Here is a 24,241-nt window from a genome sequence, read left to right as displayed (position 1 = left end):
CAGTTGTGTATATAATGTATAATTTTACACTTAAATTAATTATGTCTATGAGATTTACAATTTGTATTTTATGTTTTCTTTTAATTTCTGTTGCTGCTAAAGCACAAGTGACACCTAAAGAAAATTCTGAGATGGGCTATACGCTTACTGAAAACGACTCAATCCTTAATGATACTATTGAGTTGCCCGAAATTATTATCTCAAAAGAAAAGCTGGATCCTGAAAGTCAAAAGCAATTCCTGATACTTCAAAACCGTGTTTATAAAACGTATCCGTATGCAAAGCTGGCAGCAGATCGACTGACCGCTTTAAATAATGGAATGGCACGTTTGAAAACCAATCGCGAGAAGAAAAAATATTTTAAAATCGTTGAAGATTACCTGAACAATGAGTTCGAAGACAGATTAAAAAAACTCTCCCGAAAACAAGGACAAATTTTGGTCAAACTGATACATCGACAAACCGGCAAAACTACTTACGAATTAATCAGGACTTTAAAAAGTGGTTTTAAGGCATTCGTTTCAAATACTACGGCAAGTATGTTTAACATCAGTTTAAAAAAAGAATATCAGCCATATGAAGTAAATGAAGATTATGCGATAGAAACAATTCTCGTCAGGGCATTTGAATCGGGAAGATTAATCAATCAAAAACCTGCAAATCCCGTTAATTATAATGATCTTGCCACCCATTGGGAAGAAAAAGCACAGACAACTGATAAAAAATAATTATCTCTAAATAATCAAAAACGCCGACAGATTTCTGAAATCTGTCGGCGTTTTATTTTTAAAAAGAAAATCTGATTCTTATCTCAATCCGGCTAAACTCTGTTCAATCGTAGCAATTTTTGCCAACGCATCAGCCTGTTTTTGTTTTTCTATATTTAAAACTTTTTCCGGAGCTCCATTTACAAATTTTTCGTTTGAAAGTTTTGTCTCAACAGATTTCAAAAATCCTTTGGTATAATTCAGCTCTTCTGTCAATTTTGTAATTTCAGCTTCAACATCAATATTTCCTGTAATCGGAATAAAATATTCATTCGATTTTACACGGAAAGATAATGCCCCGTCAACTTTATCAGAAACATATTCTAATGAAGTAATGTTTCCTAATTTAGTTACAACCGAATCAAAATAAGTGGAAGCTTTGTCATGGTTCACTACTTTTAATTCAATAGTATCTTTAAACGGAATATTCTTGTCTTTACGAATCGTTCTGATCCCTGAAATTACTTCTATTGAATTTTCAAAATCAGCAATTAATTTTGCATCAAATGATTTTAATTCCGGCCAGGTCGAAACAATTAAAGCTTCTTCTGCAGTTCTTTCAGCAATTAAATGCCAAATTTCTTCTGTTAAGAAAGGCATAAACGGATGAAGCAATTTTAAGTTATTTTCTAACATTTCGATTGCTTTGTCAAACGTCTTTTTATCAATTGGCTGTTGGTATGCCGGTTTGATCATTTCAAGAAACCAGGAACAGAAATCATCCCAAACCAATTTATAAATTGCCATTAACGAATCTGAAATTCTGTATTTTTCGAAGTTATCTTCGATATCAACTAAGGTATGCTGCAATTTCGCTTCATACCATTCAATTGCTGTTTTTGATGATTCCGGCTGCGGAATAGTTTCTGAAATTTCCCATCCTTTTATCAATTTAAAGGCATTCCAAATTTTGTTAGAAAATGCTTTTCCCTGATTACACAACTCTTCATCAAACATAATATCATTTCCTGCAGAAGCACTTAAAAGCAATCCTACACGAACACCATCAGCACCGAATTTTTCTATTAAATCTAAAGGATCAGGAGAATTCCCTAATGATTTAGACATTTTACGACGTTGTTTATCACGCACTAAACCTGTCAGATACACATTCTTAAATGGTTTTTGACCGGTATATTCATAACCTGCAATAATCATTCTGGCAACCCAGAAAAATAAAATATCCGGACCTGTAACCAAATCATTTGTTGGATAATAATATTTGAAATCTTCACTTTCCGGATCCATAATTCCACCAAAAACTGACATTGGCCAAAGCCATGCTGAAAACCAGGTATCTAAGGCATCAACATCTTGTTTAAGGTTATCGGTTGTCAGTTGTTGATTGTTGGTTCTTTCTTTAGCTAAAGCCAAAGCATCTTCTATAGATTCTGCAACTACAAAATCTTCTTTTCCATCTCCATAGTAATACGCCGGAATTCGGTGTCCCCACCATAACTGACGGGAGATATTCCAATCTCGAATATTGTTTAACCAATGTGCATAGGTATTTTCAAAACGTTTTGGATGTAATTTAATATCACCATCAACCAAAACAGATTTGATTGCCGGTTTTACTAAATCTTCCATTTTAAGAAACCATTGATCTGATAATCTTGGTTCGATTACCGCTTTGGTTCTTTCAGACGTTCCTACTTTATTTAAATGGATTTCGGTTTTAGCCAAAGCTCCAATCTCTTCTAATTCTTTTGCAATTTCGGTACGAACCACAAAACGGTCTTTTCCCTGATAATGCAATCCGAAGCTATTTAAAGTAGCATCTTCATTAAAAATATCAACGATTTCAAGATTGTGTTTTTCTCCTAATGTTTTATCATTCATATCGTGGGCCGGAGTCACTTTCAGACATCCTGTTCCGAATTCAATATCTACATATTCATCTTCGATAATTGGGATCACTCTTCCACAAATTGGAACAATTGCTTTTTTACCTTTCAAATGTATGAAACGCTCATCATTTGGGTTGATACAAATAGCAGTATCTCCAAAAATAGTTTCAGGACGCGTTGTAGCAATCGTCAGGAAATCTTCTGAACCTTCAATTTTATATTTTAAGAAAAATAGTTTTCCTTGTTGTTCTTCATAAATTACTTCTTCGTCAGATAAAGTGGTTTTAGCTTCCGGATCCCAGTTTACCATTCGGTATCCTCTGTAAATTAATCCTTTGTTGTATAAATCCACAAATGATTTAATTACAGATGCTGACATGTCAGGGTCCATAGTAAATTTAGTTCTTTCCCAGTCGCATGAAGCCCCTAACTTTTTAAGCTGATCAAGGATAACTCCACCATATTTGTCTGTCCATTCCCAAGCGTGCGCCAAGAATTCTTCGCGGGTTAAATCATTTTTATTGATTCCCTCTGCTTTTAATTTTGCTACAACTTTTGCTTCAGTTGCGATTGAAGCGTGATCCGTTCCCGGAACCCAGCAGGCATTAAGACCTTTAAGACGTGCTCTGCGAATTAAAACATCCTGAATTGTATTATTCAACATATGTCCCATATGCAAAACTCCTGTGACATTTGGTGGCGGGATTACAATTGTATAAGGTGTTCTATGATCTGGTTCTGAATGAAAATAGTTATTTTTCATCCAGTAATCATACCATTTATTCTCGATCGTTTTAGCGTCAAATTGTGCTGGAATTGTCATTTATCGTTTCTTGTTTTATCGTTGAAATCGCTTAACTGTTTAATTGTTTACCGTCAATCAAATAAACGATTAAACAGTTAAACAAATAAACCTTTATACTTTGGTTTAGTTTTTGTAATAATAATTGACAGCAAAAGTAAATAATTAAGTACACTATAAAAAGCGAAATAATAATTTGTGTATTAATTAAAAGAAAGTATATTTACTTATATCTTAAAAACAGTTTCAAATGAAAAATGTTATTAAATTTATTGCAATAGTATTGGTTAGTTTGGCAGGTTATTCCCAAAATGGCCCAAAAATTGAATTTGCCGACCCAGACAATACTATTGACTACGGAAGAATTTCGAAGAGTGATAATCCTGTTCGTTCATTCGAATTTACCAATACCGGAAATGCACCGTTATTAATTATTGATGCTCAATCAACATTGAGTTCAATTATTGTTACAAAACCTGCTGCTGCTATTCAGCCAGGGAAAAAAGGAAAAATTGATGTTAAATATAACATGAGTGCTGGTCCTATTCGTAAAACAATTACTGTAGAAACCAATGCCGTAAATTATCCTGATGGCAGAGTTGCCTTAAAAATTAAAGGAGAAGTTTTATAAAAAAATTGAAATCTAAACAATAACAAAAGCCGTTTCTAATTTAAGAAACGGCTTTTTTTTGTAAAATCATCGACTGTATTTGTTATTTTGATTTATCAACACAGTCAATAGTTGTAAATTTATATTTCACATTATCAAAATCGATAGGTTTATCTTTAACTAAATACGTCACACCCATCGTAGTCTGCATCGTTCCGTTTCCTAAAATGAGTTGTTTCTCCCGCTTTAAAAACGCCATTGGATTTTTGAACGTTCTGTTTTTATTGCCTCCTTCAATAAATGTATAATCTGCAAATAAGGTGTCTCCATGAAATTCCCCCTTGATATCACCGGTTTTCTCTGGTGCAGAAGCCACTTTCATGACCATACTTCCGGTTATTTTTCCGTTTTTTAAAGTATTCAATTTTAAGTCAATAGTATCCTTTTCATATATTGCTTTATAACATTGAATATTTACAGGTTTTTCCGTATCAGCAGCCTGTAGTGCATCAACTTGTTTTGGATTTTCATTTTTACAGCTTTGAAGCACGAAGCAGGTCAAAAGCAAACACGATAAGCTTAGATTTCTCATATTTAAATTTTTATATTCATTGTTATTCTATAAAATTAAATAAAAAAGAAAGGTCTCTTAATTAATTTATGAAAAATGATTATAAATTTTTAATCACAAACTCACTTCTTCTGTTTAATTCATGCTCTTCTTCTGAACAGGAATCATCAGTTTTACATTTGATAATTGGTACTGATTCTCCGTAACCTTTAGCCATAACTCTTTCTGCATTAATTCCTGACTCAATTATAAATTCTCTCGTCGAATTTGCTCTCTTTTGAGATAAATCTTCATTAAATTTAGCATTCCCTCTGCAGTCTGTATGTGATCCTATTTCGATAATCATCTCCGGGTATTTTTTCATAAGAGCAACAACTCTTCCTAAAATGACTTTAGATTCCTTACGGATATACCACAAATTGTAATCAAAATATATAGGGTCAGTTTTTATAATCAGTCTGTCTTTATCTTTTATGACGTCTTTTTCCCGGGATAAAATTTGGTTTACTTTTTCTTTTTTCTTAGCCTCTTCCGCAGCAATTTTATCCGCTTTGGCTTTTTTATTTTCCTCATCCAAAGCAATTAATGCCAAAGCTTCTTTTTCTTTTTTCTGCTCTTCAATTTTCTTTTCTTCCTGTCTAATAATTTCTAATGATTTTAATGCCATGGAAGCATCATTTGAAACATTTCTCTCTTTTCCTGAAATTAAGGATTTCGAATTATCTGTATACTTTTCTTTTGCCGCTAAAACAATATATGAAGTCTCACAAAAAACCGTAAAACTAAATTTCCCGTCTGCGGTTGTAGTAACTGTATTAATAGTTTTTTTGTCTGAATCCTGCAATACTACGGTCGCATTTTCTAATGCTGATTTTGTGTCAGCATCTGTAATAATTCCGGAGATAAGCTGCTTGCAGTCTTCTACAATTAAATCTTTTATTTCCTTAAATAGATAAATATCGTCACTGCCTTTTCCTCCTGTCCTATTCGATGCAAAATATCCTTCTTTAATATCCGAATCTATGGTAAATGAAAAATCATCTGAATTTGAGTTTAAAGGCAAACCAATATTTACAGGTTTTTTATATTTTTTTCCATCAATTTCAGAAACAAAAACATCAAGAGATCCGTATCCTAAATGCCCGTCAGACGAAAAATAAAGTTTATTATCTTTTGATACAAAAGGAAACTGTTCTCTTTTATCTGTATTGATAATTGGTCCTAAATTCTTAGGAATATCAAAAGCACCCAGATTTACATTTACCGAAAAAATATCAAAAGAGCCTAATGTTCCCGGCATATCTGAAGCGAAATACAGTGTCTTTTCATCAGCACTTAAAGCCGGATGCTCTACTGAATAATCGTCACTATTAAAAGGAAGCGAAACTATATTTGTCCATTTTCCACTGACTAATTCAGCCTTAAAAATCTGAAGATTTGAAATTTTTTCTTCATTTTTTCTTTTGTTGCCATTTTTGGAATTATTACGGGTAAAATAAATCGTTTTACCATCTTTTGTGAAAACAGCATTTGATTCATGCATTCCCGTTTTTAATTCTTTAGAAAAATAATGTGCAACAGAATCAGCTGAATTGATGTTTTTTAATGGTATTGCGACCAAATTCAAATAAGCTTTGTTATCCCATTTATACTTTTTATCAAACAATCCGGGCTTCAGTTTCACTCCTGCAAAGACTAGATTATCATTATGTTTTACCGCTCCAAATTCAGAATTCGGAGTGTTTATTGCTAAATTTTTAATTTCGAAACGATTGCCGATTGCCGAAACGTTTTCAAGTTCTTTTAATTCTTTTTCATAATTAATTGCATCTTCAGCATTTGCCGATTTTGCATAATATTCTTTTAAAACAGTATTCGCATCATCGTAGCTGTTGCTTGCCTTTAAGGTTTGTGCATATCTGTAATAATAATTCCTGTCTAAATCTTTATCATAATTTTCAATCAAAAGCCTGTAATAACGTTGCGCTTTAATCAAATCATTTGTGTAATAATAAGAATCCGCCAGATTTTTAATGACTTCCTGAGAAGGTTTTTCTTCAGCTAATTTTTCATACAAAATGATGGCTTCAGCATAATATGTCCTGTCAAAAAAACGCTTGGCCCTCACCAAATCCTGATTTTGTGCATTTATAAACTGTATAGAAAATACGAATATTATAACGAATAGTTTTTTCATATTTTTTATTTTAAAAGAATCTTGGTGATTTATCATATCCTTTTCCTAATAAATCTAAATCAAAAAGCAACATAATCTCGTGAGTTCCTGAATTAAACTGTCCTAAGTTTGAAATGGTATAATCATAAGCATATCCAATTCTAAGAGACGGCGTAACATTTATATTCATTAAAGCACTTATGGCATCATTGATTCTGTAGGCAGCACCCAGCTCAAACTTATCATTATATAAAACATTTGCAGTAATATCAACTGAAACCGGAGCTCCAGGTACAAACCTGGACATAAATGCCGGTTTTAATTTAAATACATCATTAATCTGAAAAACATATCCGGCGGTTAAAAAAGCATGGATATTTTCGGAACCATATGCGTTAATTCCTGATTTTTCTTCGATGTGTTTTGAACTCAGTAAATTAGGCACCGAAAATCCAACATAATATTTATCAGTAAAATAATAAGCTCCTGCTCCAATATTAGGTTTTGTTACGTTGATATTTTCGGAGAAAGCCAGATCTGTAGGTGTATCGGTAAAACGAAATCCGTTAAAATTAGTTTGCAAAGAAGTAAACCCGGCTTTTAATCCTAAAGAAAGTTTGTTTTTTCCTTCTAGTTTCAGAACATAAGCAAAATCAGCGTAGAAATTATTTTCTTTTTTTGCGCCATCCCCAATATCATCTGAAATTAATGACGCCCCAACTTCAATCTTTTCACTTAAGGCTGTATGTCCAAAAAACGTGAATGTCTTTGGCGCCCCCACAGCTCCAACCCATTGCGTTCTGTATAATCCTCCTAAATTTAACATTGTAGCAGTACCCGTTGCATAGGCAGGATTTACCACACTCATATTGTACATATAATGTGTGTATTCAGGATCCTGTTGTGCAGATGCCGATATAATACAAAAGAGAAAATTTACAAAAAGTATTATTTTTTTCATTTGAAACTATATTAAAAAGTAAATGAAGATTTATCGATTTAAGTAAAGGCGCCCCTGCTTAACAGGTCTGTTGTCTTTATTAAAATGGATAACATAAAAATAGACCCCATTTGGCACTACTCCGTCACCCAAGCCAGCTCCTTCGGAATTTCTTCCGTCCCAATCCGGCTTATTTTTATTCCCTTTGAATAAAACATTACCATATCTATTATAAATTTCGAGGGTATAATCCGGATATAAAAAATCAATTTTAGGAATCGTAAAAGTGTCATTTACACTATCTCCGTTTGGTGAAAATCCGTCAGGAATAAAAAAGGTTTCATATTCGGTTTCATCACAATCAGACAAAGATACTTCTACTTCAATATGACCTTCTGAAATGCAGCCTGTTGTTGTGGTAAAATCGAAACCATAATAAATGGCCTTATCGACCAGTTTTGTTGTTTGTGACAATAAATTTCCGTTGTTTAAAGCATCATACCAAACCACACTTGGGGCTACATTGGTTTTATTGGATAAATCTAAAATAGTCGGATTTTCCAAACCACAAAAATTTTGTCCATCCAGATCTAAAACCGGCGCCGGCGAATCGTTTACTGTGACCGTAATTACCGTTGCCTGGGAAGTACAGCCTGCTGCAGAAGTTTCTGTTACCCAATAATTCTCTGATTTTAAAATATACGTATTTGCCAAAGGTATAGTACTAGTTGCTGAGTTATACCATTTATATTGTGCTCCGTTTGGTAACAAATTAACAATCGTTGCCCCATCAACTTTACAAAAAGACTGATCAGATGCAATTGGTGCTACGGGAATAGGATTTATTAAAAACGTATCAGAAACAGTTGTTAAATTCACATCACAAGCAGTAGCATTATTAACCAAATTAGTAATCGAGATAGTGACAGAACCAGTATTTGGAAGCAAAATAGCCGGAATAGTAAAATTAGCTTTTCCCCCTACAACAGCTAAAGCAACAGTTTGCGTTGCTGCAGGATTACTTCCGGATACTATATATGAAACTGTAACATTAGTCAATGTTCCAAGCCCGGAAACTGAAGCAGAAAAAGGTTTATTAAAACAACCATCTAACACTTCAACCTTTAAATTTGCTGCATCCGGCAGCTGATTTATAATTAGATTTCCTTTTAAATTAGCAGTATTTGTACAGTATGGAGTAGCTGAATTTGTAATAGTCGTAATAGTAATAATTGAGGTACCATTATTTGAATTTAAATTTGGTGGAATTGTAAAATTTGCATTACCTCCAATAACTGTAATAGTTGCCATTTGGCCTGATGCCGTGTTGGCACCTGATATATTGTAAAGAATATTATAAGTTCCATCTGCTAATGCAGAAGCTTCTGAAATTTGTATTAATGCATTTTTATTTTGACAAATAGCATTAGCTAACAATATTGCTCCGTCCAAAACTGGTTTCGGATATATATTTAAGACATCTGATAAATTACTAATTATATTGACACATGCTTTTTGACTGGTAGTCGCAATTATATTATTAATAGTAACTGTAAAAGCGCCCACTTTCTGAAAATAACTCGATTTTATCGGAAACGAAAGTTCTCCGTTTACAAACATTGCTTTTATTATTTCGCTGCCTCCATTTGATCCCGAAACATTAAAAGTAATTTCATATTCTCCGTTCGGGATAGCTTGAATCCCTTGCGTTATAGTTGCTGTATATTTTGCATCAGCAATTTCCGATTCACAGATATCCGAACTGATAACTACTTTTGCTTGTGTAAAATCCAGCTTTTTTTCAAGTCTGATATCAAGGGTTGTTGATTTATCTGTACAAATAGAATTATCAGAAAGGACTTTGTAGACAAAGTGATGTGTAGTTTCTCCATAAGTATCAAACAATTCCTGAAGATTAACATGGTGATCAGTAGGCGAACTTAATCTAAAATCGGGCCACCATGATCCGCCACTATCCTCTCCTAAAAGTAAATCATTCAAATCAAGATTGCTGTAAGCTGCCAAACCATCTGTACCACATAATACTAAGGGAATTGGGGTTCCTGGTTTTGGAGCTCTAAACATGGTAATTTCTACAGTTGAGGACTTTGCAGGACAACTTCCTATGGCTGGGATAGTATAGGTATATTGAAAGGTTCCTAAAAGATCTTTTACAGAAATTGAAGATGTTACATCTATATTATTAGTATCATCATGCCAGACTCCGTTTGATTGCGGGCTCAAAAAAGTACCATTAAATACCTGAAAAAGATTAAACGAGGAATTGTCATTACAAACTGATACACTAGGAGAAGGAACTCCTGCATATCCTCCAATTATAACTGTTATAGTGGCTGTATTATCTATACAACCGTTGGCACCTGTAACGGTATAAGTATAATGATAAGTACCGCTGCTAAGAATTGTCTGAGCATTTAGAACGCCAGTAGTTAAATTCAGACCTCTTGAATTATCATCATCTGACCAGACACCACCACTGACCGGGCTTCCTCCCAATAATGCAAAAAGAGAAATTGCCTTACTCGCCGAATCAGGAATATCACAAACTTCAAAATTAGCATCATTACCTGCACACTGAGCTAAACTTTTGACAGGAACAAAAAAGAAAATGATAAAAAGAAAACTATACTTAATCAGGAAAAAGTGTTTTTTTATCATAAATTATTTATTAACGTTTTATTAAATTTACTTAAATAAAATCAATTTACTTACAAAATCACGGATTAGATTCAACTTTTGTCGAAATAAAAACATATTAACTATCTAAATATCAGAAACAAATTCAATTTACTGAGATTATAGCTCATCCAACAAATGAAAACGGAATTTCAATATTACACTATTACGCTCAACTTCCAGATTAATCCAAACTTCTTCTTCAGATTTCAAAAGATTATTAATTTGCTGTAAAGTATATTTATAAGGGTTGTTTCCATTTATAGTGACAATGACATCTCCTTTTTGTAAACCGCATTTTTCTGCAGCAGAATTTTTACGAACATTTACAATTTCATAAACAGGTTTTAATTGAAATTTATATTTAAAATTCTCTTCTCTGTTTCTTGAATCCCTATTCATTTCATCTGTTCCCGTAACTACTTTAACCATCTCAAAATGAACCGTTTCCTGAACCCATTGCAAACCGTTATGCTGGACTGTAATTCCGCTTTTATTATAACTGAAAGGCTCATGGAATTTATTGTTTTTTTTCAAATACATTTTGCGGTCAGCATAATCTAAAATAATTGTAAACCGCTTTAAAACTTCGCCTCCGACAGAACCCATTCTATCGACAACCATTTTTACATTTTTTATAGAGCTGGAGTCAGGAAAAGAAACAATTGGATTTTTAAACTCAAAACCAACCAACGAAAATTTGGAAATTTTTGCACGATGTCCTTCAATATCTCCACTAAATCCTTTTCCTAAAAAATCAGGAAAATTCTTTTTCGGTAATTTTATTTTATCATTTTCAAAAACCCAAAAAGAGTCGCTGTTACCTATATCAACAAGTAATTTTGCAGGAATACTTATACTGTCAACAACCGCAGTGGCTACAAGATAAGGTTTGGACCTTTCGATCGTTAAAGGTATTGTTTTAAATTTTTTATCGAATTTCTTACGGATTTCTTCATTGTTTTGATGAATAAAAACTTTTTTCTTTTGATAATTAATTTCTACAATATTATTTTTAAAAAATTTATATCCAATAATTCCATTTACAGGAATTCCAATATGTGAAGATAAATTGAATCCTTGATCTAAAATTATATAAACCATGTGATTAACCGATTTTATCCCATGCGTTTCTAATATATTATTTGTTGATTTTAAACCTTCGATTTCTTCTTCACTTCCTAAACCACGAAGTTTAATTTTTTGTACATTTTTGAAACTAACTTCTTTTTTATCTTCCATACTAAATAAAATAGTTTCTTCGACACCGGAATCCAACAAGAAATTCAATTCGATACCATTTACTTTTATAGGAATAAAAACCAGGTTATTAATCAGTTTAAATGGGATTGTAATTCTCTTTTTATCCTTTTCAATTAAAAAATCATCCTGAGCTTTTAGTGTAAAAGATATCAAAAGCCCAAAAAATAATATAATATATTTTTTCATTGATAATTTTTTATTATAAAATTACTAAAAATATTGATTATTGTTACATTTTTATAACTACTGGTATTGTGTACGCTAAATTCGAAAAAAAAATGCAAATTTGCACTTCAATAATAAAGCAAATGCCAACAATTTCAAACAAAGGCAAAAACATGCCCGAATCTCCGATACGTAAACTTGCACCTTATGCAGATCTTGCTAAGAAAAAAGGAAAGAAAGTGTATCATTTAAACATTGGTCAACCGGATATCAAGACACCCGAAGTGGCCATCGAGGCGGTAAAAAATATTGATTTAAGTATTATAGAATACAGTCCGTCAGCCGGATATGAAAGTTATAGAAACAAATTAGCGAAATTTTACCAACGTCAAAATGTAAATGTAAACCCTGAAGACATCATTGTAACTACTGGTGGCTCTGAAGCTTTGTTATTTGCATTGGCCACAATTACAGATCCGGGAGATGAAATCATTATTCCGGAACCTTTTTATGCTAATTATCATGCATTTGCATCATCGACAAGTGCAACAGTTGTTCCTGTAATTTCTACAATCGAGAGCGGATTTGCTTTGCCAAGTATTGAGGATGTCGAAAAATTGATTACATCCAGAACCAAAGCTATTTTAATTTGTAATCCCGGAAATCCAACAGGTTATTTATATTCTGAATCAGAAATCAAACAATTAGCGGATTTAATTAAAAAGCACGATTTGTATTTAATTGCTGACGAAGTGTATCGTGAATTTTTATATGACGGTGACGATGAACATTTTTCCGTAATGAATTTAGACGATGTTCAGCAAAACGTGATTATGGTAGATTCCGTTTCTAAACGTTACAGTATGTGTGGCGCAAGGATTGGCTGTTTGGTTACCAAGAATAAAGCTGTTTTGGCTACTGTAATGAAATTTGCGCAAGCACGTTTGAGTCCTCCAACAATCGAACAAATTGCTTGTGAAGCTGCTATAGACACTCCTCAGAGTTATTTTGATGAAGTAATTTCAGAATATAAAAGCCGACGTAACACTTTGATCACCGAATTGAATAAAATTGAAGGCGTAATCGTAACAAAACCAAAAGGAGCTTTTTATTGTATAGCACAATTGCCAATAGAAAATTCTGAAGATTTTGCACAATGGCTTCTTGAAAGTTATGATTTGAACGGAGAAACCGTAATGGTGGCACCAGCTGCTGGTTTTTATTCGACTCCCGGAATGGGGTTAAATCAAGTTAGAATTGCCTACGTCTTAAACAAAAAAGATTTGGTTACTGCTGTAAACATATTAAAAGAAGCACTTATAGCTTACAATAAAAGATAAAAAAGCAAAAAATATAACTTTCAAAAGACAATAATTACATCAGTTATTGTCTTTTGTGTTTTTAATAAACCCCGATTTCGTTTTAATTTAAATTATATCCAAAAGGAGTAATTAAATAGTAAAAACGATAGAAAAGGTTTCCTTTTTATTAATTATCTTTACCGCCTTAAAAGAATATACCCATACTAATAGTAGTTTTTAATGATAAATAACGAAGATTTTTTAGACGAAATAGGAGACAATCATTTTAGTAGCAATGCAAAAAACCCTGTAAGACAGGATGCTTTTGACCTAAGCGATGATGAAAAAATAGAAAAAATAAAAAAAGATGTCGAAAACATTCTGCAAACTTTAGGAATGGATTTGACGGATGACAGCATAAAAGGTACTCCTAACCGAGTGGCAAAAATGTTTGTAAAAGAGATTTTTGGTGGTCTAAACCCTTCAAAACAGCCAAAAGCTTCCACTTTTGAGAATAATTACAAATACGGTGAAATGTTAGTAGAAAAAAACATCACTGTATATTCTACCTGCGAACACCATTTACTGCCAATTATCGGAAGAGCTCACGTAGCCTATATCTCAAGTGGAAGAGTTATTGGCTTATCTAAAATGAATCGTATTGTAGAATATTATGCTAAAAGGCCTCAGGTTCAGGAACGTTTGACAATGCAAATTGTTCAGGAATTACAAAAAGCCTTAGGTACCGAAGATGTTGCCTGCGTAATTGATGCTAAACACCTTTGCGTAAATTCAAGAGGAATCAAAGATATTGAAAGCAGTACCGTAACATCTGAATTTGGTGGAAAATTTAAGGATCCTCAAACTAAAAGAGAGTTTTTGGATTATATTAAATTGGATACACAATTTTAGTTTAACCGGTTAATCGTTGATCTGGTTAATTGATAAACGAACCAACAACTAACCTATATTAAATCTCAAAAAACATGGATACTTTTTCTATGAGAAGCTGAAGAAGTTTGGCAAAATTCAATACTTTTTTTTGGATATTTACAAATAAACTAGTAAATTTCCTAATAATAAATTATTCTGAATAACTACTCAAATGAAAAGAAGTTTCTTCGTCAATTGTTTACAAACATTGCTAGTAACATTGAGAAATACTAATTTAAGATAATTTCATTTTTGATTATCAAAAATAGGACTTTAAGTTATTTCAAAAGATTTGAATAGGTATCAGAGGAATAAATATATCCAATGTTGTGAAAAAACTTGAAAAAATTGTAATCAAACAAATAATTTAAAAAATATTATCTTTCAAAAAAATAAATCTGACTAATCACGATTAAATAATAATAACAATATGCCTTTATATACAAGCCAGCATCTAAAAATATACAATTCACTTTCGGGTGAAAAAGAAAATTTCAACCCTATTCATGAAGGAAATGTTGGAATGTATGTTTGCGGACCTACGGTTTATAGCAATGTACACTTAGGAAATGTGAGAACTTTTATGTCTTTTGACGTAATTTTCAGATACTTTTTGCATTTGGATTATAAAGTCCGTTATGTTCGAAATATTACTGATGTTGGACACATTGTGGATGATGTTGATGAAGGTGAAGATAAAATTGCCAAAAAAGCACGTTTGGAGCAATTAGAACCAATGGAGGTTGTACAACGCTATACAGTAGACTTTCATGATATCTTAAAGTCATTTAATTTCTTACCGCCAAGCATTGAACCAACTGCAACAGGACATATTATTGAACAAATCGAAATCATCAAAAAAATTATTGATACCGGAATTGGTTACGAAGCCAACGGGTCTGTATATTTTGATGTTGTAAAATATAACGAAACCAAAAATTACGGAGTATTAAGCGGACGAAATATCGAAGATATGCTTGCCAATACCCGTGATCTTGATGGACAATCTGACAAGAGAAATCCTCAGGATTTTGCACTTTGGAAAAAGGCAGAACCTGAGCATATTATGAGATGGCCTTCACCTTGGAGTGATGGTTTTCCGGGCTGGCATCTTGAATGTACTGCAATGAGTACAAAATACTTAGGAAACCATTTTGACATTCATGGTGGCGGAATGGATTTAAAATTCCCACATCACGAATGTGAAATTGCGCAAAATGAAGCCTGCACAGGTCAATCACCTGTAAATTATTGGATGCATGCCAATATGCTTACTTTAAACGGTAAGAAAATGGCAAAATCAACTGGAAATAATATTTTACCCGGTGAAATTTTAAGTGGAGACAACAACATCTTAAGCAAAGCTTTTTCAGCCTCTGTAACACGTTTCTTTATGCTGCAGGCACATTACAGAAGTATTTTAGATTTTTCTGATGATGCAATTGTTGCTGCTGAAAAAGGATATAAAAGATTAATGGAAGCTGTCGATGCTTTACCAAATATACCACCAAGTGCTTCTAGTTCTATTGATTTTTCTTCATGGAAGCAATTGTGTTACGATGCAATGAACGACGATTTTAATACACCTATTTTAATTGCTCAATTATTTGAAGCTGTTCGTTATATCAATTTATTGAAGGAAGGAAAAGAAACAATTTCTGCTGAAGATCTAAAAACATTTGCCGCAGCAATTAATGCATTTGTTTTTGACGTTTTAGGCTTAAGTGATGATAAAGCTGCAGACAGCAATAATGATAAATTGGAAGGTGTTGTAAACATGCTTATCGGAATGAGAAATCAGGCCAGAGCTGATAAAAACTTTGCCCTTTCTGATCAAATTCGTGATCAGTTGATTGCTTTAGGCATTCAGTTGAAAGACGGAAAAGAAGGTACCAGTTTTTCAATATAATTACTCTATTTCTAATAAACCATGAAAGTAATTACTCCTTTTGTTTTATTAGTCAGGTTTTATCAAAATGCAATTTCGCCTTTCACACCGGCGTCATGCAGGTTTGAACCAACGTGTTCAAGTTATATGATTGAAGCGTTACAAACTCACGGATTATGGTATGGAGGTTATTTGGGAATGAAGCGTATTTTGAGTTGTCATCCTTGGGGAAGGTCTGGCTATGATCCTGTTCCGGAAAAGAAATGTTCGCATAAACATTAACTTTTAATAATGATTTACTCTGTTTTAAATATTTATTTTTACAACACAAAAAACAATTTTAATATATGACACAAGCCTTAAATATCATTTGGAACCCTTCAGAAGGAATTGATTTAGGATTTTTTATGATTCGCTACTACAGTTTAATGTTCGTAATCGCTTTTGGATTGGGATGGTTTATAATGAAAAAGATTTTTGAACGCGAAAATGAATCAATAGACAAATTAGATTCTTTGTTTGTCTGGACTGTTTTAGCAACTTTATTAGGCGCTCGTTTAGGACATGTTTTATTTTACGATTGGGAATATTTTAGAAATCATTTACTTGAAATCTTTTTACCCTTTAGATTTGAACCAAAATTCGAATTCACAGGTTTTCAGGGTCTGGCAAGTCATGGTGCGGCGATCGGAATTATTATCGCCATGTATTATTACAGCAGAAAGATCTTAAAACGTCCTTTATTATGGATTTTAGACCGTGTTGTTATTCCGGTAGCCAGTGGTGCTATATTTGTTCGTTTAGGAAATTTTTTCAACTCTGAAATTATTGGGCACGAGACTTCCTCCTCATTTGGAATTCGTTTTTTACACGACCAGTTTAGTAAAAGTGAAGCGGTAAATGCAACTCAAATCGCAAACCCAAAAGATGCTTATAACGCTATTGCTACAGATCCGAAATTTGCTGATTTATTAGCTCAGGTCCCTGCAAAACACCCGACTCAGCTTTATGAGGGATTCTGCTATATTTTTGTATTTGCAATCTTATTCTTTTTATACTGGAAAACAAATGCCAGACTTAGATCAGGTTATTTATTCGGATTGTTTTTGGTACTTTTATTTATGGTGCGATTTATTGTAGAATTTGTAAAAGAAAGCCAAGGCGGTTTTGAAAGCGAATTAGGTTTATTCTCGACTGGACAATGGTTAAGTATACCTTTTATCATTATTGGTCTTTTCTTTATCATTAGGGCTAAAAGAAATCCATTAGCCACTTCTTAAATTAAATTTCATATATTTATATAAAAAGCCCAATATCTTAGATATTGGGCTTTATTGTTGATATGACATTCCAATATTTTAATATTATAACTTGATTTACATTTCCTGATTCTACGTTTTTGAAGCATGCCAAATATTTGCTTAATATCAATTCAATCTTAGCTCTTTCGCTTTACAAAATAGAAAATCAACATTTGTACATGGCGAAATCAACTTCTGACTAAACTAGATTTCATATTGAAGTATTAGTTTCTTTAATCAATAATACATCATTTGCAATTTATAAAATGATTGATGAATATAATTTTTGTAGTTAAATTCTCTTCCATAGTCATAATGAAATCCGATAACAAAACGGGCTTCCTATTTCGTATTTAATATGTAGAGCCAATAAACCAGGGAATATTTTATCATATATCACTTTTAATTAATTAAAACACAGCACAAAAAAAAGATCCAGCTTTCACTGGATCTTTTAATATAGTTTATAGTAACTAATTATTCTTTGTTATGCTTGTCTTCGATTATGTGTTTATCATCTTTAGAAATTGTATCAACCAATACTGGTGTAGCAATAAACAATGAAGAATAAGTTCCTACAACAATACCAACTAACATGGCGAAGATAAACCCTCTGATTGATTCTCCACCAAAGATAAACATTGTCAATAATACAATGATCATCATTAATGAAGTATTCAATGTTCTTGATAATGTAGTATTAATAGAAGCGTTTACAATATCTTCGAAAGTTCCTTTACGATTTCCGATAATAAACTCTCTGATTCTGTCAAATACAATTACAGTATCATTCATTGAGTAACCAATTACAGTAAGAATCGCAGCAATAAAGTGCTGATCCATCTCCATGTGGAAAGGCATAAATTTATAGCATAAAGAGTAAATTCCCAATACAAAGATTACGTCATGCGCAACAGCTGCAATCGCACCTAATGAATATTGCCATTTACGGAAAGATACCATTAAGTATAAGAAGATCGCTGCCATAGCACCAAGAACTGCCCAATATGAGTTTGTTTTAATGTCCTCAGAGATAGAAGCTCCAACTTTAGAAGCTTGTAGTACTCCCACTCTTTTACCATCATAAGTATTAGTGAATTTATCGTAAGAGGTATTAGGGTAATATTTCTTTAATGCTGCATATAATTTTTGATTCACTTCCTCATCAATTGCTACTCCTTCTTCTTGGATTTTGTATTTAGTTGTAATTTTCAACTGATCGTCATCTCCTAAGATTTTAGCCTCAACAGGAGTTCCAAAAGCAGCAGATAATTCATCTGAAACTACAGTTGCATCAACCGGTTTTTCAAATTTAACCTGGAAAGTTCTTCCTCCAACGAAATCAACACCCTGATCTAATCCGTTAACGAAAAAGATAGAAATTAAACTTACAATAACCACAATTGAAGAGAAGATATAAGTGAATTTTTTGATTTTGATAAAGTCAAAGTGGAAATTAGTAAACCAGTTTTTAGTAATATTTGTAGAGAAAGTTAAATCTCCTTTTCCGGCAATATTTCTATCGATAAAAATTCTGGCAATAAAGATTGACGTAAACATTGAAGTTACGATACCAATAAGTAATGTTAAAGCGAAACCTTTAATTGGTCCTGTTCCAAAAATAAACAAGATTGCCCCAGTTAAAACGTGCGTAACGTTTGCATCGATGATAGAACGCATTGCTCCGTGCCATCCATAAGAAGCAGCAACTGCCTCTGATAATGATTTGCCTTCACGTAGTTCTTCTTTCGCTCTTTCAAATATAATAATGTTGGCATCTACTGCAGTCCCTAATGTCAATACGATACCTGCAATACCCGGTAATGTCAATACAAAACCAAAACTTGCCATAATTCCAAATAAGAAAAGTAAGTTTAATATTAACGCAAGGTTAGCATACCAACCAGCTTTACCATAATAGAATACCATCCATAAACAAACTAATAAAAATCCTAGTACAGAAGAAATTGTTCCTGCATCAATTGCTGCCTGACCTAAAGATGGCCCTACAACGGTTGATTGAATAATATCTGCAGTAGCCGGTAATTTACCTGCGTTTAATACGTTTGCTAAATCTTTGGTTTCCGCAACATCAAAAGCACCTGTAATTTCAGATCTTCCACCTGCGATTGGTCCGCTGGTAACACCTGGTGCAGAATATACGATGTTATCTAAAACGATAGCAATATAACTTTTTTGAGAAAAAGCTCTTCCTGTTAATTCTTCCCAAACTTTAGCTCCCTGACTGTTCATTTGCATAGAAACAGCCGGTTTACCCATTTGGTCAAAAGTATCTTTGGCATCAGTTACAACACCACCACTCATAGCAGGTATGTTGTCTCTGTTTCCTTTTAAAGCATATAATTCGACTACTTCAATATCTTTTGCTTTTGCATCTTTTATTGTAGTTGGTTTACTCCAAACAAATTTTGCATAGTGTTGATCAGCAGCTAAAAGAACTCTGATTTCAGGTCTTTTTAAATATCCATTAACAACTGCAGTATCTTTTGGTGCAAAATAACCTAAAACTGGTCCACCACCCTGACCAAGAATTTTGTCAAATAATGGATTGTTTCCTTTTTTAGTTTCAGTAGAATCTTTTGTATCAGTTAATAAAGCATTCAATGAATCATTAGCAACTGTTTTAGTTTCTGTTTTTTTGATTTCAGTCTTTTTTAGAGCTTCGTTAGCAGCTACTAAAAAGTTTCCGATTTCTTCCATTTTATAAGTTTCCCAAAACTCTAATTGAGCTTTTCCACCTAATAATTTTTTAATTCTGTCTACATCTTTTGCACCAGGAAGTTCAACTAAGATTCTTCCGGAAGAAGCACCTAATTTTTGAATATTTGGTTGTGTTACACCAAATTTATCGATACGCTCTCTTAATACTTTATAAGCACTTTCGATAGACTCATCAACTTTTTTTCTAATTACTTTTTGCGCTTGGGCATCAGACATTTCAAAAGCAATACCGCCTTCACCCTGTAGATTTCTGTTAGCGAAAATTTCAGGAGATGCTAATTTTGTTGTTCCTTTTGAATTCGCATCAAAAGCCTCAAAAAATTTATCTAAATAAGTTTTATTTCCTTCTAAATTTGCAGTCGCGTCAGCTAATGATTTATTAAAAACCGGATTTTTAGAATTGTTTGCTAATCCTTTTAAAACATCTTTAATAGAAATCTGAAGAATAACGTTGATTCCTCCTTCTAAGTCAAGACCTTTATTGATTTGTTTGTTTTTTACTTCATTGTAAGTAAAATCCGTAAATCCAAGATTCACCACTTTTTCTTTACCAATAGAATCTAAATATTTTAGCTCTTTATCAGGATTATCTCCTGCAAAAGCTTTAGCCTCACTTTTGACGTTACTTGCCACATAAGTGAACGAAAGTTGGTAAATACTTACCAATGCAAATAGAATTGCGAAAAATTTAATAAGTCCTTTATTCTGCATTATTACTAAAAATTAATTATGTTTTATTGTTTGTTTTTGTTTTAAAGTCCCATAAAATAAGCCCTGACATGAGTTTTGAAAACTAAAAAACTAGATCACGAATTACAACATTTTTTTTAAACCGAGCAAATATATAATTTACGAAAAGATTAACCAATTTATTTATTAATTAATCTCAAAAAAAAGACTGCAAAAGTGCAGCCTTATCTTTTTTTTACGAAAATCATTATACTAAAATAGATTTTAGGGCATCATTCATACTTCTAACTGCATCTGCACTTTTAGCAAATAAAGCCTTTTCCTGCTCATTTAACTGAATATCCAAAATTTCTTCAATTCCATTTTTACCAATTATACAAGGTACTCCAATACATATATCATTTTGACCATATTCTCCTTCTACAAAAACAGAACAGGCAATCATTTTCTTTTGATCGTTTAAAATACTATCTACCAGATAAGCAACAGATGCTCCCGGCGCATACCATGCAGAAGTCCCTAAAAGACCTGTAAGAGTTGCTCCGCCAACCATAGTATCTGCAGCTACTTTTTGCAAAACTTCTTCTGAAAGAAATTCTGTTACCGGAATACCGTTATAAGATGCCAAACGAGTTAGAGGAATCATGGTTGTGTCTCCATGCCCTCCAATTACCATAGCTGAAATATCATTGGCCGGTTTATCTAAAGCAAGAGATAAATAAGTCCTGAATCTTGAACTATCTAATGCTCCCCCCATACCAATAATTCTGTTTTTTGGCAATCCTGTAGATTTTAATGCCAAATATGTCATCGTATCCATAGGGTTAGAAACAACAACTAGTATAGTATTTGGAGAATGTTTTAATACATTTTCAGCAACTGTTTTTACAATTCCTGCATTTATACCTATAAGTTCTTCACGAGTCATTCCCGGTTTTCTGGGAATTCCTGATGTAATAACAACTACATCGCTTCCGGCAGTTTTAGAATAATCATTAGTTACACCTGATACTTTGGTATTAAAACCTGTATTTGTTGCACATTGCATAATATCCAACGCTTTCCCTTCGGCAAAACCCTCTTTAATATCCAACAATACAACTTCGCTTGCAATTCCTCTATAAGAAATAACATCTGCACAAGTGGCTCCAACATTTCCTGCTCCTACAATGGTAACTTTCATATTTTATACTTTATTGGTTATTAGTTAATTTGTTTATTTAATAAATCGTCAATTCGTTTAATCATTTAAGTAAATTTAAACAATTAAACGAATTGACAATAAACTTTTTAAGCATCAATATTGGCATAAACTGCATTCTTCTCAATGAATTCTCTACGTGGTGGAACTTCATCCCCCATTAACATTGAAAAAACTCTGTCAGCCTCAGCTAAACTATCTATATTTACCTGACGTAAAGTCCTGAAATTCGGATCCATTGTAGTTTCCCACAATTGTTCAGCATTCATCTCTCCAAGACCTTTATAACGTTGAATAGCTGCACTTCCACCCATTCTTTCATTAGCCTGATCACGTTGAACATCATTCCATGCATATTCTTTTTTGTTCCCTTTTTTAACTAAGTATAAAGGCGGTGCAGCAATATAAACGTGGCCTTCTTCAATCAATTCTTTCATAAAACGGAAGAAGAACGTTAATATTAAGGTAGAAATATGACTACCATCGACATCGGCATCACACATAATAATTACTTTATGGTAACGCAGTTTTGAAAGATTCAATGCCTTACTGTCTTCTTCTGTTCCAATAGTAACACCAAGTGCTGTAAAAATATTACGAATCTCTTCATTTTCGAATACTTTATGATGCATTGCTTTTTCTACATTCAGGATCTTACCACGTAAGGGTAAAATTGCCTGAAATGCACGATCACGGCCTTGCTTCGCAGTTCCACCAGCCGAATCTCCCTCGACAAGGTAAACTTCACATCTTGCAGGATCCTGCTCAGAACAATCTGATAATTTTCCCGGTAATCCACCGCCACCCATAACAGTTTTACGCTGTACCATTTCACGTGCTTTTTTAGCAGCATGACGGGCCTGGGCAGCCAAAATTACTTTTTGAATAATGATACGGGCATCATTTGGATTTTCCTCCAAATAGTTTTCTAACATTTCTCCAACAGCCTGAGAAACCGGAGAAACTACCTCTCTGTTTCCAAGTTTGGTTTTAGTTTGTCCTTCAAATTGTGGTTCAGCAACTTTTACCGAAATAATAGCTGTTAATCCTTCACGGAAGTCATCTCCTGCAATTTCGAATTTCAATTTATCCAACATTCCGGAAGCATCAGCATATTTTTTAAGGGTTCTTGTCAAACCACTTCTAAAACCTTGTAAATGCGTACCTCCTTCGTGTGTATTGATATTATTTACGTAAGAGAAAATGTTCTCTGTGTAACTTGTATTATAAATCAGGGCAACCTCAACCGGAATTTCACCTTTATCGTGATCCATGCTGATTACGTGAGAAATAATTGGCTCACGGTTACCGTCTAAATAACGGATATATTCTTTAAGTCCTTCTGTTGAATGAAAAACTTCCTGAACAAAGTTTCCGTCTTTATCAACTTCTCTTTTATCAGTAAAAGTGATGGTAACTCCTTTATTTAAATAGGAAAGCTCACGCATACGGGCCGACAAAGTATCATAAGAGAACTCTGTTGTCTGAGTAAAAATGGTATCATCCGGATAAAAAGTCTGACGCGTACCTCGTTTATCAGTTTCTCCGATTTGTTTAACCGGATACATTGCCTTACCTCTTTCGTATTCCTGCTCGTAGATTTTACCGTCTCTAAAAACAGTTGATTTCATATGAACGGAAAGAGCGTTTACAACCGAAACCCCAACACCGTGCAAACCTCCTGAAACCTTATAAGAATCTTTATCGAATTTACCTCCGGCACCAATTTTAGTCATTACTACCTCAAGTGCCGAAACACCTTCTTTTTTATGTAAATCAACTGGAATACCACGGCCATTATCTTCTACTGTAACTGAGCCGTCTTCGTTAATTGCAACACCGATGGTATCACAATGTCCTCCCATCGCCTCATCAATAGAGTTATCAACAACCTCATAAACTAAATGATGCAGTCCTCGAACCCCTACATCTCCTATATACATCGATGGTCGCATTCTCACATGCTCCATTCCTTCTAATGCCTGAATACTATCTGCTGAATAATTGTTCTTCTTGATTTCTTCGCTCATATAATTTATTCTAAAAAATGTAATTATTGTCTAACACGCAAATATATAAAAACGCAATTTATATATCTCTTAAAATGCCATTTAAAGCATCTAAGTTATTAACACAATTATTAAAAAAACCAAAAAATAAATTCCAAATTCCAAAAATTATCCTCTTTTCTAAAAAAATTCAGCCTTAAATACAAAATACAATTTAAAAACAAAGAAATTTAAAACCTGAGATTGCATAAAAAATCCGAAACAAACATTTGAAATGTAGTTTCGGATTTTTTTATTTTGTTTCCAAATTGGAATTTGGAATTTCATTATTCGAA

Annotated in this window: 16 protein-coding genes; 7 read left to right on the top strand and 9 right to left on the bottom strand. The window is 33.1% G+C overall.

What is annotated here, in order from left to right; all coding sequences use genetic code 11:
• Nucleotides 1–47: 47 nt before the first annotated feature.
• A complete protein-coding gene (locus ACEN92_RS21185; RefSeq protein ID WP_495640309.1) occupies nt 48–728 on the top strand; it encodes a DUF4294 domain-containing protein in 681 nt (226 codons plus the stop codon).
• 78 nt (nt 729–806) lie between these two features.
• Here ACEN92_RS21185 and ACEN92_RS21180 read toward each other — a convergent pair whose 3' ends face one another.
• On the bottom strand, nt 807–3,440 hold the full coding sequence (locus tag ACEN92_RS21180) for a valine--tRNA ligase (RefSeq protein ID WP_495640308.1): 2,634 nt from the start codon (nt 3,438–3,440) through the stop codon (nt 807–809).
• A gap of 229 nt (nt 3,441–3,669) precedes the next feature.
• Between ACEN92_RS21180 and ACEN92_RS21175 the strand changes: the two genes are divergently transcribed.
• Nucleotides 3,670–4,050 carry a DUF1573 domain-containing protein gene (locus ACEN92_RS21175; RefSeq protein WP_495640307.1) on the top strand — a complete coding sequence of 127 codons (381 nt, stop codon included), beginning with the start codon at nt 3,670–3,672 and terminating at the stop codon, nt 4,048–4,050.
• 82 nt (nt 4,051–4,132) lie between these two features.
• Here the strand turns inward: ACEN92_RS21175 and ACEN92_RS21170 are convergent, their stop codons facing one another.
• From ACEN92_RS21170 to ACEN92_RS21150, 5 genes are all read right to left on the bottom strand, one after another.
• Nucleotides 4,133–4,621: a hypothetical protein gene (locus ACEN92_RS21170; protein ID WP_495640306.1), complete on the bottom strand. Its 489-nt coding sequence runs from the start codon at nt 4,619–4,621 to the stop codon at nt 4,133–4,135.
• 79 nt (nt 4,622–4,700) lie between these two features.
• Complete coding sequence (locus ACEN92_RS21165) at nt 4,701–6,797, bottom strand: OmpA family protein (RefSeq protein WP_495640305.1); 2,097 nt, start codon at nt 6,795–6,797, stop codon at nt 4,701–4,703.
• 10 nt (nt 6,798–6,807) lie between these two features.
• Nucleotides 6,808–7,737, bottom strand: coding sequence for a PorP/SprF family type IX secretion system membrane protein (locus ACEN92_RS21160; protein ID WP_495640304.1), 930 nt, complete (start codon nt 7,735–7,737; stop codon nt 6,808–6,810).
• A 30-nt stretch (nt 7,738–7,767) separates the two neighbouring features.
• Nucleotides 7,768–10,395, bottom strand: coding sequence for a T9SS type B sorting domain-containing protein (locus ACEN92_RS21155; RefSeq protein WP_495640303.1), 2,628 nt, complete (start codon nt 10,393–10,395; stop codon nt 7,768–7,770).
• 138 nt (nt 10,396–10,533) lie between these two features.
• On the bottom strand, nt 10,534–11,862 hold the full coding sequence (locus tag ACEN92_RS21150) for a PDZ domain-containing protein (protein ID WP_495640302.1): 1,329 nt from the start codon (nt 11,860–11,862) through the stop codon (nt 10,534–10,536).
• A 122-nt stretch (nt 11,863–11,984) separates the two neighbouring features.
• Between ACEN92_RS21150 and ACEN92_RS21145 the strand changes: the two genes are divergently transcribed.
• From ACEN92_RS21145 to lgt, 5 genes are all read left to right on the top strand, one after another.
• On the top strand, nt 11,985–13,181 hold the full coding sequence (locus ACEN92_RS21145) for a pyridoxal phosphate-dependent aminotransferase (protein WP_495640301.1): 1,197 nt from the start codon (nt 11,985–11,987) through the stop codon (nt 13,179–13,181).
• Between the two features lie 201 nt (nt 13,182–13,382).
• Nucleotides 13,383–14,054 carry a GTP cyclohydrolase I FolE gene (gene folE, locus ACEN92_RS21140; protein ID WP_495640300.1) on the top strand — a complete coding sequence of 224 codons (672 nt, stop codon included), beginning with the start codon at nt 13,383–13,385 and terminating at the stop codon, nt 14,052–14,054.
• A gap of 451 nt (nt 14,055–14,505) precedes the next feature.
• Nucleotides 14,506–15,984, top strand: coding sequence for a cysteine--tRNA ligase (cysS, locus tag ACEN92_RS21135; protein WP_495640299.1), 1,479 nt, complete (start codon nt 14,506–14,508; stop codon nt 15,982–15,984).
• Between the two features lie 21 nt (nt 15,985–16,005).
• On the top strand, nt 16,006–16,245 hold the full coding sequence (yidD, locus tag ACEN92_RS21130) for a membrane protein insertion efficiency factor YidD (RefSeq protein ID WP_495640298.1): 240 nt from the start codon (nt 16,006–16,008) through the stop codon (nt 16,243–16,245).
• A gap of 65 nt (nt 16,246–16,310) precedes the next feature.
• Nucleotides 16,311–17,243 carry a prolipoprotein diacylglyceryl transferase gene (lgt, locus tag ACEN92_RS21125; RefSeq protein ID WP_495640297.1) on the top strand — a complete coding sequence of 311 codons (933 nt, stop codon included), beginning with the start codon at nt 16,311–16,313 and terminating at the stop codon, nt 17,241–17,243.
• A gap of 498 nt (nt 17,244–17,741) precedes the next feature.
• On the opposite strand, the gene secDF is transcribed toward lgt, so the two are convergent.
• The 3 genes from secDF to gyrB all read right to left on the bottom strand — a co-directional run bounded on the left by secDF (nt 17,742) and on the right by gyrB (nt 23,927).
• Nucleotides 17,742–20,717, bottom strand: a complete 2,976-nt coding sequence (secDF, locus tag ACEN92_RS21120) for a protein translocase subunit SecDF (RefSeq protein ID WP_495640296.1) — start codon at nt 20,715–20,717, stop codon at nt 17,742–17,744.
• A gap of 226 nt (nt 20,718–20,943) precedes the next feature.
• Nucleotides 20,944–21,879 carry a malate dehydrogenase gene (gene mdh, locus ACEN92_RS21115; RefSeq protein WP_495640295.1) on the bottom strand — a complete coding sequence of 312 codons (936 nt, stop codon included), beginning with the start codon at nt 21,877–21,879 and terminating at the stop codon, nt 20,944–20,946.
• Nucleotides 21,880–21,986: 107 nt separating this feature from the next.
• Nucleotides 21,987–23,927: a DNA topoisomerase (ATP-hydrolyzing) subunit B gene (gene gyrB, locus ACEN92_RS21110; protein WP_495640294.1), complete on the bottom strand. Its 1,941-nt coding sequence runs from the start codon at nt 23,925–23,927 to the stop codon at nt 21,987–21,989.
• Nucleotides 23,928–24,241: the final 314 nt, after the last annotated feature.

The organism is Flavobacterium sp. Flavsp81, from assembly GCF_059491325.1.
Note: the sequence above shows the minus strand (reverse complement) of the source record. Positions and strands in the feature narration are given on the sequence as shown.

Excerpts from the sequence above, each read along its gene's own strand:
- ACEN92_RS21180 (WP_495640308.1), bottom strand. The coding sequence starts at position 3,440 with ATGACAATTCCAGCACAATTTGACGCTAAAACGATCGAGAATAAATGG.
- ACEN92_RS21160 (WP_495640304.1), bottom strand. The coding sequence starts at position 7,737 with ATGAAAAAAATAATACTTTTTGTAAATTTTCTCTTTTGTATTATATCG.
- ACEN92_RS21175 (WP_495640307.1), top strand. The coding sequence starts at position 3,670 with ATGAAAAATGTTATTAAATTTATTGCAATAGTATTGGTTAGTTTGGCA.
- ACEN92_RS21155 (WP_495640303.1), bottom strand. The coding sequence starts at position 10,395 with ATGATAAAAAAACACTTTTTCCTGATTAAGTATAGTTTTCTTTTTATC.
- ACEN92_RS21165 (WP_495640305.1), bottom strand. The coding sequence starts at position 6,797 with ATGAAAAAACTATTCGTTATAATATTCGTATTTTCTATACAGTTTATA.
- lgt (WP_495640297.1), top strand. The coding sequence starts at position 16,311 with ATGACACAAGCCTTAAATATCATTTGGAACCCTTCAGAAGGAATTGAT.
- yidD (WP_495640298.1), top strand. The coding sequence starts at position 16,006 with ATGAAAGTAATTACTCCTTTTGTTTTATTAGTCAGGTTTTATCAAAAT.
- ACEN92_RS21185 (WP_495640309.1), top strand. The coding sequence starts at position 48 with ATGAGATTTACAATTTGTATTTTATGTTTTCTTTTAATTTCTGTTGCT.
- ACEN92_RS21150 (WP_495640302.1), bottom strand. The coding sequence starts at position 11,862 with ATGAAAAAATATATTATATTATTTTTTGGGCTTTTGATATCTTTTACA.
- secDF (WP_495640296.1), bottom strand. The coding sequence starts at position 20,717 with ATGCAGAATAAAGGACTTATTAAATTTTTCGCAATTCTATTTGCATTG.
- mdh (WP_495640295.1), bottom strand. The coding sequence starts at position 21,879 with ATGAAAGTTACCATTGTAGGAGCAGGAAATGTTGGAGCCACTTGTGCA.
- gyrB (WP_495640294.1), bottom strand. The coding sequence starts at position 23,927 with ATGAGCGAAGAAATCAAGAAGAACAATTATTCAGCAGATAGTATTCAG.
- ACEN92_RS21145 (WP_495640301.1), top strand. The coding sequence starts at position 11,985 with ATGCCAACAATTTCAAACAAAGGCAAAAACATGCCCGAATCTCCGATA.
- ACEN92_RS21170 (WP_495640306.1), bottom strand. The coding sequence starts at position 4,621 with ATGAGAAATCTAAGCTTATCGTGTTTGCTTTTGACCTGCTTCGTGCTT.
- cysS (WP_495640299.1), top strand. The coding sequence starts at position 14,506 with ATGCCTTTATATACAAGCCAGCATCTAAAAATATACAATTCACTTTCG.
- folE (WP_495640300.1), top strand. The coding sequence starts at position 13,383 with ATGATAAATAACGAAGATTTTTTAGACGAAATAGGAGACAATCATTTT.